The sequence below is a fragment of the Streptomyces sp. NPDC029139 genome (assembly GCF_055564335.1).
Window position 1 is genome coordinate 184,870 of the sequence record NZ_JBVHWN010000013.1, and the last position, 16,852, is coordinate 201,721.

Below are 16,852 nucleotides of genomic sequence, written 5' to 3' on the forward strand. Positions count from 1 at the left end.
GGCCGTCCGGGCAGGTGTCGCCAGCCCAGAGGAGCTCGCCGCTGTCGCCGCCCCTCACATCACCCGACGCACCACCAGCTCCGGCGCCCGCGCCCGCAAACGCACCAAAGCCGTCATCATCACCCCCGCCGGCACCGGAACGGGCCGTGCCGGCGCCCAAGCCATCGCCTCCGGCTCCACGCGCCTGCGCACACTCATCGCCGAGGCCGCCCGCCAGAATCTGCGCCTAGCCTTCACCGTCCGCCTCGCAAAGGCAGCCTACGTACACCCTGCAGGCAGCCGCACCGACTCACCTGGCATCCGCCGCGACGTCATTCAGCGCGCCGACCACACCGAAGAACGCTCCTACGGCTCCTCAGCCACCGGCGGCTTCGACGCACGCGAATTCGCCCAGCGCACGGACCAGACCGGAGGCGACATCACCGCAGCCATCCACCAATGGCTCGTCGAGACCAGTCGCATCCACCCCGAGGCACGCATCCTCCACCTCGAGATCCGCACCTGGCGCTCACGCCGGTGACCGCCCGAGTTCCAGTCACTCTTGGGTCGAGGTACGCAAACTGGTAGCGGACGGGACAGCACGGCCTCCGCCCGGGGCACACGAAACGGGAGGGCTCCGCCCATGGCCGGCGGCAGCTCAGTGGCCGAGAAGGGCTCGACGAGCCCAACAGTGCTCCCCTGGGAGATCACGACTCCTGAGTCACGGCAGGGCAGCCGGTTTTCGGCATGCCGACACCCTCCCAACCGGGATCTCGAACGCGGGAACGAGCGACGTGGCCAGAGCCGCGACGCTCGTGTGGAAGGCTTCGGCTCTAGGCTGTCCAGCTTTCGTCCAGGACGCCTTCGATGATGCGTGACCACTGCGACTCTTCGCCGGAGAACGGGACTGGATCGAAGGAGTTGATCTGGTCCTTGAAACGGGTTTCAAGGGTATCGAGGTCAGCTCCTGACGAGCATGCGGTCGCGAATTTCTCGAAAGCGAGAACGGTGTAAACGAGTGACTCAACGTCGCGGTGCAGTTGTTCGTACTCCTCGAGGGGGGTGCCTTCGGGGAAGGCGTACACCTTGCCGTCGACCGGATCGAGGGCAAGGGTCATGTACTGGAACCATCCGAGTTCGAGCCAGGAGGTGCATTCGGCAGGAAGGTCGCCGTCTTTCTCGGGGTCCGAGAACTTATCGGAGAGCTTGATCGACTCGCCTTCGGTGCGCGTCATGAACTGATCGCTGTGCGGGAGGCCGACCGAGCTGAGGAAGCCTGCCGTCTTCTCGTCGAGACGGGGCTGGTGTTCGTAGCGCGGAAAGTAGACGACGCCTGAGAGACCGTACTGGCGGATCAGCTCGTCCGGTGTGACTGCGTAGCTCATGGGAACCCTGTCGGAATGGTCTGGGCGCGGATAGGGGCGAGGCTTCAGCGTCCGTGCGCGGTCTTCAGGGCATCCATGTAACCTTGATGCTCTTTGTCCCGCAGATGTCGGGGAACGGACTGATTATAGTCGTTTGCATGCCGGACATCAGTTCCGGGGAAATGTAGGTCGAGCCATCTGTCACAACTAGGCGACTTCTGGCAGGGCTCTCGTTCGGTGAAGACCTCTGTCAGGCCTGATTGCTTGTTGTTATGCAGGATCGGATAGCCGATGGAGCGCTCAGAGTGGAACCCCTTCGGGTTCTCGCTGTGCCCGACAAGGATGCTTTCTCCTCTGCCATCGGGGTCGATGTAGCGGCCTGCCGCGTAGTTGCTGCCGGTGTAGTCGTTTCTGTGGTACCGCGCCTGTTGCGTCGCTTGCACGAGAGGGTCTGAATCAAGGTCGCTGATTTTCGTCGACACGACCCTTTTAGTGTGGGTGTTGGGTACCTTCGTGTCGTCTGTGTCGCGCCGTGAGGTTGGCCGCCACGCTTTCCCGTTATCGAGGATCCCGTCCAATCTGGCGTTATCAACGCTGTCCAAGGGTTTGGTTGTGCCGTTGGGGAGAAGACGCTCCACAGTGCCGTCCGTGGAAAGCAAGTAAGTGCGGACCTCGTCGTCATCGTGGTCCTTGTCGCACTTCTTGAGCTTCTCCTTGACGTCGTCTTCGTGGTCCTTGTGACTGCCCTTGCTCTTGTCGATCTTGCCGCCGTGGTCCTCGAGGGTCTTGACCATCTCGTCGGCCTTCTTGTCGACCGCGTCCTCGGCCTTGTCCATGACGGTGGCGAGCTTGTGGAACCGGCTGTCCTTCTTCACCGAGGACTTGCGACCGGCTCCGCCGTCCTTGAACTCGCCCTTCTTCTTGTCGAAGTTGGTGGCGGTCTTCTGGTAGTCGCCAGCCGCAAGTTCGAACTCGGCGAACTCGATGACGAGGTCCTGGGCCATGTCAGCGCTGCCTGAAGCCATGACGTCATGAGTCGCTCCACCGCCGAGCTTGTCGGAGAACAGCTTGTCGATCTCGGTGAGGATCTTGCCTTCGATCTTGTCGGTGACGATCGAGGTGATCTGATCGATGGCGTAGTCGATGGCTTCCTGAATGAGGAGCCGTGCGGCGCCGATGGCCGCGGCGGACAGCAGGCCGCTGAGACCGACGGTGAAGAACATGCCGACGACCCCGGCCGTGGCGGTCGCGGCGGTCGCGGTGAGCTTGGCGATGATCGCGACTTTGCAGCCGACGATGAGGTCGGCGCAGTCGTCCAGTGCGCCGGCGAGGTCGTCGCATCCCTTGGCGAAGGTCGCCAGGTCTCTGGTGGTGAGCTTGCCCCAGCGTCGGTCGATGGCTGTGACCGTCTCGCCTTTGCTTTTACCGGCGACGATGTGGGAGCAGGCGTTGTTGCCTTCCTTGACCGCGTCGCGTATGCCCTCGGCCAGCTTGCGGTAGTCCTTCGCGGACGCCTTGACCTCGTCCTCGTCGATCTGCGGCCAGTCGACGCCCACCAGGTCCAAGACCTCGACCAGGTCGTCAGGCAGCGTCATCCCCATGCAAAACCCCCGTTCAGCGCAACCTCCCCACCCTCTCCGGCGACTGATCGCCCGTCAACTTTGCACAGGTGAGGACGCTGTGCAATCAGTCAGCCGGGCAGTCGCAGCTACGCGATACCTCCGTCACCTGTGGCTGCCTGGGGAACGAGGCAGATCAGAGCCTCGTCCATGCCGACCAGGACGCGGCTGTCCGCGGCGAGGGCAACCGCTCGGACGGGTGGCCCGGGCCGGAACGTTTGCTGCACGCCCGTGTCCCAGTGGACGCACTCGACCGTCCCGTCGCCCCAAGCGACCACGGTCGCAGGCCCGTTTCTTGTGAACGCGGCATCCAGGGACACAACGGGACAGGGTCGCTGAAGGACGGGTGGGGTCAGGGGGGCACTGCCGGGCGACCACGCCCGGACGGTGCCGTCGGCTCCGCCGCTGTAGATGAGCGGCACGGCCACGTCGCCGTCCAGGGGGATACTGAGAGCGGCCAGGGCGTTCACCCGGCCGTCATGCAGCCGGGCGGAGTCAGTGACATCGCCGAAGACTCGCACGGTGCCGGTGGCATCGCCAAGCGCCATGATCCCCAGATCGCCCTCCGCTGCGTGGGCGAGAGCCGTGCCGGAGTGTCCCTCCAGCGAATCCAGCAGACGCTGCGCGCTGGTCGGGCCCTCGTCGAGCAGCCCTGCAAGACCCGCCCCCGCCGGGCGGGCCGCCCAGCCGGATTCGGCCTCGACGCGACCGTGCTCGTCGAGCATCAGCACGGTGCCATCTGTCATGACGGCCACTGCCACGGGCCGAGAGCGGCTATGTGGCAAACGGCCGCGCGCGCCGGCGTCCGCCGTACGGACCGCCTTCACGGTGCCATCGGGTCCGCCCACCACGAGGCAATCAGCCAAGGAACCTTTGCCCACCGCCAGTGCCGTGACAGGACCAGGCCAGGGCGGAGTCAGATCCCCGCGGACCCGGCTCCACTCGATGCCCCAGTCCGCGCCCGCGGCAACCTCACGCAGCTCAGGCGCGACCCTGGGATCCGCGCTGTCGCCCAACAAACTGAGAAGGACCAGAGCACGAGACGCTGGTGGCTGCTCCCTGCACAGCGACTGCCCTGCCCGCAACCAGGCAGCACGAAGCCCGCCGTGGTCATCGTCGGCCCTGTCGTAGGCCGCCGTGACCTCCCACGGATCGGCTTCGCAAACAGCCACCGGATCAGACAGATCCACACCAGTCTGCACCGGTGCCGGGCCAGCCGTGTCCCGGCCGTCGGGCTGAGCCGCCCGCCATTGCTCGAAGCGCCGCTGGTCCCTCCACTGTGCGAGGTCCAGGTCCAGCTCCGCGCATTCCGCGTGGGCCAGCACATGATGCGCGGGGCTCCCCGATCGGGACTCGGTGAGCAACCGCACGTGAGGCAGGCGGACCAGCTCGAGCACGAGCCCGGTGACATCCTCGTCGTGGAGATCAGGCAAGACGATCACCGTGCGGCGAGGGTCACGGCTCAACGCCACCGCGAGCTCCCCTGGAGCGCGCGCCACGACACCGAGCTGATCGGCGATCGACCACACCGTGCCCCGCAGGCTCTGCCCCGCGGAGGGAACGACGGCGTGAACGGCGCGCTCAGACGGAGCCCCGCTCTGGCTGCCATGGTGCACGAGCCAGGCGAGCAGCTCCGACTTCCCGCATCCTTCCGAGCCGGACACCAGACACAGGCGTGGGGCCTGCGGGTCGGCCAGCCAACCCAGCAGCGCTGCGGCCGCAGGCTCACGGCCGGCTGCAGGACGCTCCCACCGCATCAGTGACGCCTCGCCTGCTCGGCGGCGTGGGCGATCAGCTCCTTGAATCCCTCCTCGCGGGATTCCGCCGTGCTCCCGTAGTCGAAGCTGTGGGTGAACTCCGCTTGCGGAAAAGTTTCCTGCATCCACACCGCGCAGTAATGACCGGGCATGACGCACGGCTCCAGTTCACAGTAGACACGGCGCACCTGACCGGGCTGCACACCTTCCCCCGCAAGGCGGCGCCAGATGATCTCCTCAGGATGCGGCCGTCCCGGCCCCGTGGCTTCCGTGACCACCTGCCTGGTCCCAGCGGCATCGACATACTCGAACGCCGCGGAGAAAGGGAAGTTCAGCGTGTGCCGGACGTCGTCGAGCACGCGAGGCCACCAGGACTCCCGCTCCTCGAAGGCCGCCGCATCAATCCGACGCAGCTCCGCATTCAACTCACGGAAGACCCCCGCGGCCTCCTCCAGCCCCGCAGCTGCCGCGATCATCGGCAGCGCACGATCCAGGACAAGCAGCGAAGCCCCCAGCGCCGAAACGTCCGTGTTGACGAACATGTCTTCCGTGACGTCCTGCAGCAGGACGGCCTGGACCGCACCGTCCGGCCGCACGCACAAGTGAGCCAGACCGTCGAACCCGACGCGCGGCCAGCTCTCCATCGCATGGTGCGGCCGCGGCGCCTGGGAATGCGCGGCGACAACGCCAAGAGCTACCGGATCATCGGCAGCCGGAGCCTCGAAGTAGGGAGCAACGCCTTGCGGTACGCCGGTCTCCTCCAGGAGAACCTGAGCAGTCTCCGGCAGGCGGGCACCCAGCAGACCGGCCCGGGGGAACCGTCGCAGGCCCTCACGGCCGAAATGCTGCACCAGCTCGTCGCGGCGCTCCGGGGCGGGGGAGGGCATGGGAACCTCGCAGAACAGGAAGGCGGCCGATCGTCACAGACGACCATAGTCGTCAGCACAGGCCGGATTGCTCTTGAGGGGTGGAGCACGCACGGCTGAGGAGCTGGCGGGCGGTCTGAGTACCGATGGCGATACGTCCTGGCCGCCGAGCGTAAACAGGGCCCGCGCTGAAGTCGTAGGGAACGCCAAGACGCCGTGAATGCGCAATAAGGCCGGCCTCCACCGCTACGAGTTCCGCCGCTGATCACGGGTAGAGCGCGGCCCGCCGGCCGCGCTCGACCGCAGCATCGGCCTACGCGGCCGGGATGTAGTGGACGACCTGCTTCTCGCACGGGCCGCCGGCGTAGACCTTGATGGCGTCGATCTCAGCCTGGTCGGCGGTCAGGCCCCAGCGGAGCTTCGTCGCAGTCCACTCGGCGAGGTAACGACAGGTCGCGCCCGGGGCTGGCGGCATCCACGTCGCAGGGTCCTGGTCGGCCTTCTGCCGGTTCGTCCGCGCGGTCACCGCGACCAGACTGGTCGCGGCGTCCTGGTCGTTCGCGTATGCCTCACGTCGCTTCGCGTCCCAGGCGGAGGCGCCGGAGTCCCAGGCCTCGGCGAGCGGGACCATGTGGTCGATGTCGAGCTTGGCCGGGTCGGTGACTTCCTGCTCGTCGTAGTACGACAGCCACTCGCTCTCCCCGACCTTGCAGCCAGCCGCGACCGGCGGGGCTTCGGTCGCCTCGGCGAGGAGGACCTCGGCGCGGGTGTTGCAGCCGTCTGCGGGGTCGAGGCCGGTGTTCCAGTGGCGGAACTTGTCCCGGGTGTAGCCGGTCCTGCTCTCGTCTTCGACTGGGATCTGGTCGAGCGCGAAGGTGAGCGGGAAGGTCTGCGCAGCGGGTGCCGCCTGGGCGGAGGCGGGCAGAACGAGCGGGGCCAGGGCGAGGGAGAGCGCGGCGAGGCCGCGAGCAACGTTGGTGATCACAAAGGTTGGGATATCGACTGGTGCCACCCGGCGACCAGCACTTTGGTGCGAGGCTCAGCCGCGTGGGTGAAGAGGTTCACCGGCGAAACGGTCCGCCACAGTCCTCTCGGATCGCATCAGTGGAGTGCCCGAAGGCCTCGCGTGCGGGACCCCCGATCACGGTCATCCTCCTCGAGTACGTCGCAGTCGACGGAACCGCCTGGAGGAGATCAGCGTCTGCCCCCGGATCCAGGGGATCCGGGGGCGCCATGCGTCCTGTCAGCAGGAGTACGTCGTACCGTCGGCAGCGGTGTTCCAGTTGCAGGTGGTGATGCTGCCAGTGGCCGTGTTGTTGTCCAGGCTGCCCGGCTTCTTCAGCCGCAGGTCCGGGTTTGTGGCGGTGCTGGTGTTGAGCAGGACGTGGCGGGCGTAGCCGCGGTAGATGTGGTGTGCGCCCGTACTGTCGCGGTAGTGGCGGCCGCTGCCGGTGTGCACGTAGGCCTTCGCTCCGGCCGGAAGGTAGTAGGAAGGCAGAGTGCGCCCGTAGGTGTTGGTCGTGATGTCGGGGACGTAGCCGCTGGTGTTGACGGTCCTGGTGGTGACGTTCTTGATGACGAAGTACTCGCCGTTGAGATTCAGCTGGGTGCCGTCGCGGGTGTCGGCGCCGGCGGCGTTGGGCCGCACGTGCGTGAGCATGAGTGCGCCGGTGGTGGAGGCTGCCTGGCTCGGCGTGGCCAGGGTGGCCACGGCGAGTGCGGCGGAAGCGAGTGCGGCGGAAGCGAGTGCGGCGATGCGTACGGTACGGCTCACAAAAGGCCTTTCGGTCAGAAGAAAGGAGGGGGGCGGCGTCCAGACGAGTGGGATCATCGCACCCGAGGAGCACCGGAGATGGGGATACCGGGAGAAATGGTCGCGAGCTGCTGGCAAGCCGTACGACCGGACCCAGGGACCTTCGCTAGCGCGCGGTGCCGGGGCGTCGGATGTCGGCATACACCCGCGCCGCGACCCCGGCCTCACCCGGTGTACGCCATACCGGGGTGATGCCGGAGGTGGCCCACTGCTGCTGCAGGCCGTCCATCACGTCGCGGGCGGTGCCCTCGTCGGCGGCGGTGATGTTCAGGACCACCAGGCTCGGTTCAGCGATGTGCTGCTCGTCGATGTGCATGCTCCTTGCGACGGCATGGCGCGGCGCGCGGTTCGCCGGTGGGCCGTGCGACCGCCCGGACGAGTGATCGCCGTGGACGTGCAGCCTCTTGCTGGTCGCGTGTCCGCTCACGTGCTTAGTCCGAGCCGCACAAAATGAGCAGCGCCCCCGGGCGCGCCCCTTGGGAGGCTGTCCCGCATGGCCTTCCATGCCGCGCCCACAGGGTGCCTCGCGGCCGGAAGGCAGGAGCACCTCGGCCGGTGCGGGTCCGATAATGCCGCCATGTCTGGCAGTCCCGTCCTTGTAGAGACCAACGTCCGCCTCCCGCCCTGCGCGTTGAACGCGCTGGCTACCGTCATGGCACGGGACGGCGCCTCCAGGGACGCGACGGTTCGCCGCTTGCTGACCGAACACGTAGAGCGCCAGGAGCTGGCAGACCCTGAGGACCGGCTGACGCACATCTCCACTGTGCTGCGCTACCCGCCGCCTCCTCGCTGGCGTAAGGACCCGCGCACTGACAAACCTCTGCGGCTGCGTCTGCCCGCCGGCCTGGCGGACAGAGCCCGCGCGGTCTCGCTTCGTCTTCCGGGACAGTATCCTCGCGCTCACTGCGACTACATGGGCCGGGCACTGACCGACGCGGTGATGACGCCATCGCCGTGGCCGAGCCGTTCATGGACGATGTCCTGGACGGTCTGCTCCCACTTCTGCGTCACCGCGCTGCGCACAACTTGTGGCGGCTGGCGTCCGTCGCGCTGTGCAACCCGCCCAGAGTTCCATCTCCTGCACGCTGCCGAGGACATACGCGACCGGATGGAGGAAGCCCCGGGGTTTCGCCTGGTCAGCGAGGAGCAGCGCCTGCTGGACGTTGTCGCCGCCCTGAAAGCCTGCCGTGCCGAAACGGCAGCTCCTCGACGACCAGCGCGACGCGAGGTGCACTGGCTGGTCGCGGGCTGCTACCGCAGTCGCGGCGCTTAGGCCTCGAGTTTGCGCGATCCAGCGAATTCAGGCGCCAGCGAAGCAACAATGAGACGTGGTGGAAATACGTGTGCCGGGAGTGCAGGACCTGCCCAGACCGGACGATGACGCCCAGCAAGCACTGATGACAGTGGCCTGGGAGCACTTCAGTACTACCTACGACTGGCCGCCGTTCGACTACGTCGATCGCCGGCTCGACCAGAACGGCATGGACGCCGTCACCGCTCTGCAGAGCATGCCGGCAGGCTTGACACAGGGATTCCCCGACCCGTCCCGGCCAGAGCCCAGCCACGACACACGCATACCCCTGACCATCGCGGGAGCTGCTCGATGCCAAGGCTCCGCGGACGTTGTCCAGCTCTTCGTCTCACTGATCCGCAAGCTCGCTGAGATAGAGCGGCTCTGGCCCACGGCCCCGAGCCATGAACGTCCCACCCTGACCGCCGCGAAAGCCGCCTCCGACTTCGACCTGCCCCCCAGCATCGCGGGCAGCGACCTACGCCTGGCGTTCCTCCTCACCCGATCGGAACCGGGCGTCGTCGGTTCAGGATTCCCCCAGGGCGACCCCTCCGCGTGGACCTTGCATGCCGATCGCCGCATCCGCCCCTATCGCGAGGTCAGGAACATCGGCGACTACTGGCGGCTTCGCACCCAGGCACTCGCCCCCAACTTCCCTGTCGTCATCGGCTCGCCAGCCTTGCAGAACACCTCAGGCGACGAGACCCCACGCGCTGCGTTCACCTTGGACTGCGAACTGCACCCCGCCATCGCCCACGCCAGCGAAAAGCTCTACCGAGGCGACCATCCAGGCCAGGCAGTCATGGAGGCCTTTCGCGCGGTCGAGCACCGAATTCAACACCTCACTGGATCCGCAGAAGCGGGAAGGAGGCTCAGGGGGTTGGCCTTCAGAGGCGACGCACCCCTGCTTCACGTGACGCGGTCCTCGAGCACCGGCTCTCTGCGCAGCGAGCGTGATGGTTTCCGCGACCTGTTCACCGGAGCGGTTTCAGCCCTGCGCAACCCTCATGCCCACGGCGAGCCCTTCGACGAGGACCCCGCTGAAGCCATTGAGATGCTCGCCTTCGCCAGCTTCCTGATGCGGCGCCTGGACCAGGCCGAGCGTAAGGCTCCGACCCCCGGCCCATGAACTGCAAGCCCGCAGGCTGCTCCCACACGCCGACAGGCAAGGAACCCAGTGGCACACTGCCCGCCCGCTGTGTCGGTGGGGTGCACCAAGATGAACGCAATTGACGACGACCTGGGGAACCCTCCATGCCTGACGAAGAGCCGCGCTCTGGCTTGCCCGTTGAATTCCTGCGGACGATCGCCACCATCGCAAAGCCCGCATCCCCGCCCCTTCGCATGGCGATACAGCGTGTGAAGGACCTGCCGGAGAGCGGCGCGCGCAGCGACCTCATCCAAGATCTGCTGCAAGGAACACTTCGCGAGTCGGCGCCCCAGTGGATGCTCGCCGCCGCCATCGACAGCGACCTCAGCCAGGAACCGGACTCCTACGCGCGCTACTCCATGAACCTGGCCGCCACCGCCCTCGCTCATCCCTCCTGCCCTGCCGAACTGCGCGTCACGACCCTTCGCCGCTGCTCCATCCCCGAGCTCGGCGCCCTGAGCCGACAACAGGGCGGCGAGGCACTGGCCCACGCGATCGTGGCCGAGCTGCGGAACCGCGGACCCCACCGCCAACTGATGACACCCCAGCTCCTGAAGGAGCCGAGCGCCGCGCAGATCCTTCTACGGCAGGACCAACTCGACGACGTCGTCTTCCACGCTGCCCTCGAGCTTCTCCCCACCGAGCCCGTACTGGCCGAGACTGAGAAAGAAGACGGCGCGGACCGCTTCGACGCCTACCTCGCTGCTCTGGATGCCTGGAACACCCTGTGGGAGCGCGTCACCACCACCCACACCGGCCGCCACCGCCAGCTACTGGCCTGGGCCAAAGGCTCACGTGCCAGCAATAACATCAGCACCCACCTCTTGGGTACGGTTCCCTGGGATGTCGAGCCGTCCCTCCTGGAAGAAGTCGCCCTGTACGACCTCGCCGACTTCGCCCGCGCAGCGCTGACGACCCGCGTGTGCCGCGCACTGCGGGACGGCACGCCGGACAATGAGGTCCGCACACGATTCGCGCCCGATCTGCATTGCCTCACGCCCAACCAGCGCCGCCGAGTCGAGGAGCATCTCGACGAACCCGCCCTCTGCGAGACAGGCCTGCATACAGCTGTCTTCTGGGTGGCTTCCCGGGCAGAAGGATCCTGGCGGCACCTCCTCAACCCTTCCGACGCCAAGAACCGCTACGGCCAGCCACAGGTCTGGCTGGCCTCACACGAACTGCTTGCCACCCTTGCGGAGCGCTTCGCCGGCATCGCCGTCCAGGCGCTCGAGCTGTTCGAACCCCGCCCCGAAACCATCCGGCTGCGCCCGCGCCCCCGGGACTTGCGCTGGCTGCACACCCTCCTGTTGCTTCTGCCCGCTCTGTCCCCGCAGGTCCGCGACCAAGCCCGAACCGTGCTCGACCACTACCGTCCCCACCCCAGATCCTTCCGAGAGCCAGCGGACTTCGACAGCGCCCAGCAGGACCGAGAACTGGCCGAACTGCACACAGCCCTCACCCGGCTCCTCCAGGACCCGGCCGCAGCCTCGCGGCGCTCTGCCCTGGGTGAGGCCAGTCAGGTCACCCTGGAACAACTTGCTCACGCATCCGACGACGTCCTCGACGACTACCTGTCCCGTCACCCAGGCAACGATGAGCTCGTGGAGAAGGCGCTGCTCTCCTACGCCGTGTCGAGATCTCGTCGCTCCCAACTCTCCTTCGGCGACGTCCTGGCACGGCACTCCCACCCCCAGGCGGCACTGACGCAGCTTACGACTGACCTGCGTAGGCGGCTGGGTGGCGGCCCGCACCTACGCGAAACGTGGGCCGCGCTGGTGCTTCGGATCCCGGACTGTCCGTCCGACGCGGTCCTGGCTCTGCCGGCATGGACGGCTTTGACCGTCGGCGGACGGGCGCGTGGCACAGCCAGCACTGCGGTGGTCTCACTGGTGACGAGCACACTCGGCGATGACGACGAAGCGTGGGCGCGATTCGCCGCCAGCCCCGCAGCAAACGCCGGCCCGGCCGCCTGGCTGCGTCTGGGCGATGTCCTGACCGCCGCAGTACAGGGAACGCCCTGGCCTAGGCCTCCCAGGGGGAAGTAACTTCTGCCCGGCAAGCGCTTCTACTGCCTTACGGATCACGGCGGAGTTGTCGCCAGGCTGTCTCACGGTGAACTCCAGGGATGGAGGACGCGCGCCACCTCCGGCGGAAAGAGGGGTTGGCTTAGGTAGAGGCAGCTCCCCGGCATGCACCAAAATTCGGTCTGTGTGGCGGAACCCCGGCTGGCTCACCACATCCAGTCGCCGCCGCGGGACACGGCTCAGGGTCGCGGCTCTGTGCCCGCTTGTTCCTTGCCTGCCGCTGTTGTGATCCAGTTCAAATCACCGGTTTCGTAAGTCAGCGTCCAAGCCCGAAGCATCTGGTGCTCGAGGAGTAGCTGCATCATGTTGAACAGGTTTGTCGAGGTCAGCCCGCACCTGCGGGCCAGCTGAGCGCTGTCGGCGACCCCGCATGTGCTGTCCGGTGGAGTGTGCGCGGCGACGGCCAGTGTGACGAGGCGCTCCTGCGTCCCGAGTCGGCGCGTGCCGCGCTGCTGGAACACGCGTAGGGTCCAGTCGGCGGCATGGGCCCGGCGACGTTGGGATGGGGCACCGTAGAGGGGATCGGTGAGCCGGCCGGCTCCAGGGCTGGTGAGGCGGAGCCAGCCTGCGGCGACGAGGTCCTCCCAGGCAGGGCCCAGCTGGGGAAGCGCCAGGCTGCGCATCAGGCCTGACGGCAGAAGCACCATGCCAGAGGGCGTGGAGCGAAGCGCGCACTGAAGAGCCAGGACTCGCGCGTCCGCTCTGAGGTTTTGCGGGAGCGAGGTGGCGAGGTAGCTGAGCATGTCGCACACCAGGATCCGCTCTGAGCCGTCGTGACCACTTCCGCTGGGGCGGCGCTGGGCGCGTGGCGTGGCGATCGCGGCTGAGCTGAGGGTGGTGTCGGGAATGACGGAAGCATCGGGTACGGCCCGGGCGCAGGCCAGGCAAGCATCGGCGAGCCGCCACAGCCGACCGCCGTGTTCGCGGGCGAGGACAAGGGTGAGGGGGCCGTCGCAGCCGCGGTGGCGGGGATGCCACCGGCAGCCATGTTCCTGGCACTGGCAGGTCCGCAGGTGCTGGGGAAGCAGCGAACGGCGGGCGTGACGGGCTAGGTGCGCGAGGGCGGCCGAGCGTGCGGAGCGGCCCCGGAGTGCCTTCGTCTCGAGGGTGCAGTGGGTGCAGATGAGGAGCGGACCTTGGGGGTGCGGCCGGAGCTCGACGGTCCAGGTGCGTGCCGACGGCAGTCGTGTGGTGCACAGCCTCATCGGCAACGGGCCCCTCTCTGTCGCCCGCCTGGTCCGGACTGAGGAGAGCCGGCCGCGGGGGAGTGTCGTGATGGCGGTACACCGTAGTGCAGACCTCTGCCCTCCGGGGCGCGCTCCACCCCTGCCCAAATAGGGCAGACCTCTGCACTGACAGGGCACGGGTCTGCACCTTCGGATGGACGGGTGACGATCTTGCCGCCCGAACCCAACCTCGACGCGCTACGCCTGCAGCTCGCGCGCCTCAGGGGCGAGCGCGGCTGGACCTATGACGAACTTGCCAGCAGAACCGCCCTGTCCCGGCGCACTCTCATCGAAATCGAGCAGGGTCGCACCATCGGAACACTCGCAACCTGGCACGCCTTGGGCCACGCCTTCGACGTTCCACTCGCCGGTCTCTTCGCTGCACTTTGTGAGGGTCACGAACCGCCCGGCGGCACCGCTCCGTAGCCACGGCCTGGCCTCTGCGGATCACTCGAACCGGTCACCGCGGCGAGAACTTCAGAGCGAACTGCCGCTTGCGTGTGCGAGGCCGTTGGGCTGATCGAGGGGTGTCGCCGCCAGGCCACCAGCTCAACAGCGCGGCAACTGGAATCTTCCCGTCCCATGCGCCCCATCTCCGATACAGCCGCCCGGCACTGGGACGGCAGCCGAATCGCACCGCGCCGACACCGCGCCCTTCGTGTAGCGGCAGACAGTCCGAGTCGTCTCCTGCGTATCGCCCAGCGCAGTCGATGCCCGTCCTGCGGCAATCGAGTCGACTGGCACACAACCATCCGCCGGCGGCCCATCGCCCTCCACCCCGCAGAACTGCCTGTCGCCGTCATTCCCGAGCACCACCGATGGCACCTGGCCTCAGGAGTCGCCTATCCCGCCGGCGATGACACCCCATGGTGCCGTGTCGCCCACCGCACCCTTTGCCCCGCGCGACCCGACCCAGACTCGCTCCCGCCCGCACTCGCCAGCATCCGCCGACGGCTCTCCCTCACCACCCGGCGCATCTTGGACACTGGAGACTTCACGCCCGGGTCGGAATTTGCCGCCGAACCCGCCGCTACAACGCTCTGTAGGCCGTCCCGCCCCGTCATCCAACTTCTCTACGGCCGCTACCTCGCCACCATGCCTGTCGAGGACATTCAGTGCGTCGCGCAGACCCAGCGCCGCACCCGCTGCCCCCGACTCCTCCTCACCCCAGGGACGACACCCGGCCGCTGGACTATGGCTCCCGCGACTCCCCACCGGCGCCGCCATCGCACCGTCCTTGTTGGGGATATCGCCGTCTACGACCTCAGCCACCTCACCTACCGCGAACAGGTGCGTTGGCGCACCCAGCGCTGTCCCGCTCACGCCGCCACCCAAGGAGCACCCGACCTGGCACTCGCCGACTGGGAACCCTTCGACCCGCTCCGCCATCGCCAGTACCTCGTCACCCGACTCCCCACACGAAACCACCAGCGCCCCAGGCACTAGCAGGACGCACAGCGCCCCACTGCGCGTAAGCCGAGTCAAGCGCTACCCGAAGGCCAAGCCCCTGATCCACGCACCCTCTGTCCGACGGAGAAACCCCCCTTGTTCACCCCGACTGACGAACAGGCCCACGCAGCCGACCGCTTCCGCGCCGGAGACCACATGGCCCTCCAGGCGGGCGCGGGCACGGGCAAAACATCAACGCTGACGCTGCTGGCTCACGGCACCAAGCGCCGCGGCCGCTACCTCGCCTACAACCGCGCCATCGCCCGCGACGCCGCCACCCGCTTCACGCCCAACGTAGCCTGCAGAACCGCCCATTCCCTCGCCTACGCCGCCATCGGACACGGCTACGCACACCGACTCGACGCACCCCGCAGGCCCGCCTGGAAACAAGGGCAAGACCTCGGCATCACCAAAACCGTCCGCATCGCCGGCCACGACCTCATGCCCACCACCCTCTCCAACACGGTCCTACGCACCGTGACCCGCTTCTGTCACTCAGCCGACCCCGTGATCACCCCATGCCACGTCCCACCCTTGCGCGGACTCGAAGCTCCCCACCTACGCGACGAGTTCTCCCAGCTCGTCGTACCGTTCGCGCGTAAAGCATGGGCCGACCTGCAGCACCCGGACGGCGGCGCGGTCCGGTTCGACCCCGACCACTTTCTCAAAATCTGGTCCCTCACCAACCCCAAGATCCACGCAGACTTCCTCCTGCTGGACGAAGCCCAGGACACCAACCCGGTCGTCGAGCACATCTTCAACAGCCAGCGCAGTCACGCCCAGCTCGTCATGGTGGGCGACTCCGCTCAGGCCATCTACCACTGGCGCGGCGCCAAGGACGTCATGACAGGCTTCGCCGGCACACAGCTCGCCCTGTCGCAGTCCTTCCGGTTCGGCCCACTCCTGGCCCATGAAGCCAACCGCTGGCTGGCGATCGCCGACGCCCCAATCCGACTTACAGGCAGCGCCACCATGCCCACCGAACTCGGTCCCCTCACCCGCCCCGACGCCGTCCTGTGTCGAACCAACGCCGGAGCAATGAACGAAGTCATGAACCAACTGGCCGCAGGCCGCGCCGTTGCTCTCGTCGGCGGCGGAGAATGCCTCCGTGCCCTCGCCCTGGCCGCACGAGACCTCAAAGAAGGCCGCAGCACCAGCCACCCGGAACTCGTCTTGTTTGCCTCATGGGGCGCGGTTCAGGACTACGCCGCCCACGACCCATCCGGTCGCGACCTCCAGCCCCTGGTCGACCTCATCGACACCCACGGAACCGACAGCATTCTCGCCGCCGTAAACCGCCTCACCGGAGAGGAGCAGGCACAGGTCACCGTCTCCACCGCGCACAAAGCCAAAGGCCGGGAATGGGCCCGGGTGAGAATCGCTGGCGACTTCACCCCACCCAAAGACACCGAGGAACATGACGCCAATGGACGATCCGTACCAGGACCGATCGATGACGCAGAAGCCCGCCTCGCCTACGTTGCCGTCACCCGCACTCGCACGCGGCTGGACCTTGGTGGCCTGTCCTGGATCGAACAACACCCAGAAGGAGTCGTCGTGGCCTAGGATCCGCCACCCGCTCCGCATGACCACCGGCCAGCACAGGGTCACGCGGATGACGAGCGCCTGCCGCTGGACCGGCCTGCGCCTGATCGAGGGTGGGCGTGGGCCTGTACCTGCCAGGTCGGCGCCTACGCCGAACAGTCCGTCAGGCGTGGCTGCCGCGCGGCTGCAAATCGATGAGAATCGCTGCCGCTTGGTCGGCGTTGGTCACCCGTCCGATGGTCGCTTCCCCGATCACTGCGGTGCCGACCCGACGGGCGAATCGTCTTCCCTCGGCCGTGGCTTCGGCGACGAGAATCTGCTCAAGAGTGTCGTCGACGTGCGCGTACGGGCGGGCCAAAGCGAGCGCCATACGCACGTCGGTCAACTCGTACGGGTCGGTGCCGCGCCACAGCACGTTGACGGTCTCACCCTCGTCATCCTCATCGAGCACCTGGACAAAATACGTCGCCAATGGCGCGTCCCAGCCGATACGGATCGTCCGCGTTGCGGGTGCCCCCGGAAGCGGATGCAGTTCGTGAGATGCCATCGAGTCCCCTCTACATCCTGCATCGGAAACGGAGCCTATCTAAGAAGCGGTCCGCAGCCCCCCACGGGATGCGGACCGCCCCAGAGCCGGCCGGCTCAACGGGGCGGCGGGCCGAGCCGGACTCTGTATTGGGGGCATCGGCGCCGCACTAACGCCGTATAG

The 16,852-nt window shown here is 67.3% G+C and carries 16 protein-coding genes; 7 read left to right on the forward strand and 9 right to left on the reverse strand.

All coding sequences use genetic code 11. The annotated features are described in order from the left end of the window. Positions 1 to 520, forward strand: a 520-nt coding sequence (locus ACZ4VW_RS26160; protein WP_467966433.1) for a helix-turn-helix domain containing protein, incomplete at its 5' end; no start/stop codon positions are given. A 292-nt stretch (positions 521 to 812) separates the two neighbouring features. Here ACZ4VW_RS26160 and ACZ4VW_RS26165 read toward each other — a convergent pair. The 7 genes from ACZ4VW_RS26165 to ACZ4VW_RS26195 form a co-directional block, all read right to left on the reverse strand. Continuing rightward, positions 813 to 1,364, reverse strand: a complete 552-nt coding sequence (locus tag ACZ4VW_RS26165) for an SUKH-4 family immunity protein (protein WP_467966437.1) — start codon at positions 1,362 to 1,364, stop codon at positions 813 to 815. A 44-nt stretch (positions 1,365 to 1,408) separates the two neighbouring features. Continuing rightward, positions 1,409 to 2,944, reverse strand: coding sequence for a WXG100-like domain-containing protein (locus tag ACZ4VW_RS26170; RefSeq protein WP_467966440.1), 1,536 nt, complete (start codon positions 2,942 to 2,944; stop codon positions 1,409 to 1,411). Between the two features lie 107 nt (positions 2,945 to 3,051). After that, positions 3,052 to 4,719, reverse strand: coding sequence for a WD40 repeat domain-containing protein (locus ACZ4VW_RS26175; RefSeq protein WP_467966442.1), 1,668 nt, complete (start codon positions 4,717 to 4,719; stop codon positions 3,052 to 3,054). Then, positions 4,719 to 5,606, reverse strand: coding sequence for a nucleic acid/nucleotide deaminase domain-containing protein (locus ACZ4VW_RS26180; protein WP_467966444.1), 888 nt, complete (start codon positions 5,604 to 5,606; stop codon positions 4,719 to 4,721). Before ACZ4VW_RS26180 ends, ACZ4VW_RS26175 begins: the two co-directional genes overlap by 1 nt. A gap of 292 nt (positions 5,607 to 5,898) precedes the next feature. Continuing rightward, positions 5,899 to 6,570 (reverse strand): HNH endonuclease family protein, encoded by a 672-nt coding sequence (locus ACZ4VW_RS26185; protein ID WP_467966446.1) that lies wholly within the window; start codon positions 6,568 to 6,570, stop codon positions 5,899 to 5,901. A gap of 258 nt (positions 6,571 to 6,828) precedes the next feature. Then, entirely contained in the window at positions 6,829 to 7,359 is a 531-nt protein-coding gene (locus ACZ4VW_RS26190) for a hypothetical protein (protein WP_467966448.1), read from the reverse strand. 145 nt (positions 7,360 to 7,504) lie between these two features. Next, positions 7,505 to 7,714, reverse strand: coding sequence for a DUF6207 family protein (locus ACZ4VW_RS26195; protein ID WP_467966450.1), 210 nt, complete (start codon positions 7,712 to 7,714; stop codon positions 7,505 to 7,507). A gap of 378 nt (positions 7,715 to 8,092) precedes the next feature. Here ACZ4VW_RS26195 and ACZ4VW_RS26200 point away from each other — a divergent pair, with 378 nt between their 5' ends. The 3 genes from ACZ4VW_RS26200 (at position 8,093) to ACZ4VW_RS26210 (ending at position 11,884) form a co-directional block, all read left to right on the forward strand. Further along, complete coding sequence (locus tag ACZ4VW_RS26200) at positions 8,093 to 8,671, forward strand: hypothetical protein (protein ID WP_467966452.1); 579 nt, start codon at positions 8,093 to 8,095, stop codon at positions 8,669 to 8,671. 55 nt (positions 8,672 to 8,726) lie between these two features. Further along, on the forward strand, positions 8,727 to 9,818 hold the full coding sequence (locus tag ACZ4VW_RS26205; RefSeq protein ID WP_467966454.1) for a TIGR02391 family protein: 1,092 nt from the start codon (positions 8,727 to 8,729) through the stop codon (positions 9,816 to 9,818). A 125-nt stretch (positions 9,819 to 9,943) separates the two neighbouring features. Then, positions 9,944 to 11,884 (forward strand): hypothetical protein, encoded by a 1,941-nt coding sequence (locus ACZ4VW_RS26210; RefSeq protein ID WP_467966456.1) that lies wholly within the window; start codon positions 9,944 to 9,946, stop codon positions 11,882 to 11,884. 218 nt (positions 11,885 to 12,102) lie between these two features. Here the strand turns inward: ACZ4VW_RS26210 and ACZ4VW_RS26215 are convergent, their stop codons facing one another. Continuing rightward, positions 12,103 to 12,570: a hypothetical protein gene (locus ACZ4VW_RS26215; protein ID WP_467966458.1), complete on the reverse strand. Its 468-nt coding sequence runs from the start codon at positions 12,568 to 12,570 to the stop codon at positions 12,103 to 12,105. 741 nt (positions 12,571 to 13,311) lie between these two features. Here ACZ4VW_RS26215 and ACZ4VW_RS26220 point away from each other — a divergent pair. The 3 genes from ACZ4VW_RS26220 (at position 13,312) to ACZ4VW_RS26230 (ending at position 16,164) form a co-directional block, all read left to right on the forward strand. Further along, positions 13,312 to 13,575 (forward strand): helix-turn-helix transcriptional regulator, encoded by a 264-nt coding sequence (locus tag ACZ4VW_RS26220; RefSeq protein WP_467966460.1) that lies wholly within the window; start codon positions 13,312 to 13,314, stop codon positions 13,573 to 13,575. Positions 13,576 to 13,731: 156 nt separating this feature from the next. Then, positions 13,732 to 14,595 (forward strand): DUF6083 domain-containing protein, encoded by an 864-nt coding sequence (locus ACZ4VW_RS26225; protein WP_467966462.1) that lies wholly within the window; start codon positions 13,732 to 13,734, stop codon positions 14,593 to 14,595. 99 nt (positions 14,596 to 14,694) lie between these two features. Further along, a complete protein-coding gene (locus ACZ4VW_RS26230; protein WP_467966464.1) occupies positions 14,695 to 16,164 on the forward strand; it encodes a UvrD-helicase domain-containing protein in 1,470 nt (489 codons plus the stop codon). 142 nt (positions 16,165 to 16,306) lie between these two features. On the opposite strand, the gene ACZ4VW_RS26235 is transcribed toward ACZ4VW_RS26230, so the two are convergent. Further along, positions 16,307 to 16,690 (reverse strand): hypothetical protein, encoded by a 384-nt coding sequence (locus ACZ4VW_RS26235; RefSeq protein WP_467966466.1) that lies wholly within the window; start codon positions 16,688 to 16,690, stop codon positions 16,307 to 16,309. Positions 16,691 to 16,852: the final 162 nt, after the last annotated feature.